Source organism: Vibrio sp. DNB22_10_4 (assembly GCF_052879755.1).
The window spans coordinates 1-260 of record NZ_JBNNXW010000083.1 but is presented as its reverse complement, the minus strand read 5'-3'; the positions used below and the strand labels follow the sequence as shown (position 1 = coordinate 260).

General features: G+C 63.1%; 1 protein-coding gene. It reads right to left on the bottom strand.

The window, feature by feature from the left end:
- Positions 1–260 (bottom strand): redoxin domain-containing protein (locus tag ACVA6Q_RS24755; protein WP_446649238.1); only part of this gene is annotated, 260 nt, incomplete at both ends.

The following is a 260-nucleotide window of genomic DNA, read 5'->3' as shown; positions in this document are numbered from 1 at the left end:
GCCTTGAGCTTGCGCAGGGTTTCCTTCACGTCACGTGCGATGGCGTTGTCGTGCACTTCCAGCGTCTTGATCGTGCCTTGCGGGTCGATCACGAACGTGCCGCGCAGAGCCAGGCCTTCTTCGGGGATGTGCACGCCGAAAGCGTTGGTCAGTGCGTGCGTGGGGTCGCCCACCAGCGGGAACTGTGCCTTGCCCACGGCCGGCGAGGTTTCGTGCCACACCTTGTGCGAGAAGTGCGTGTCGGTCGTAACGATGTAGAC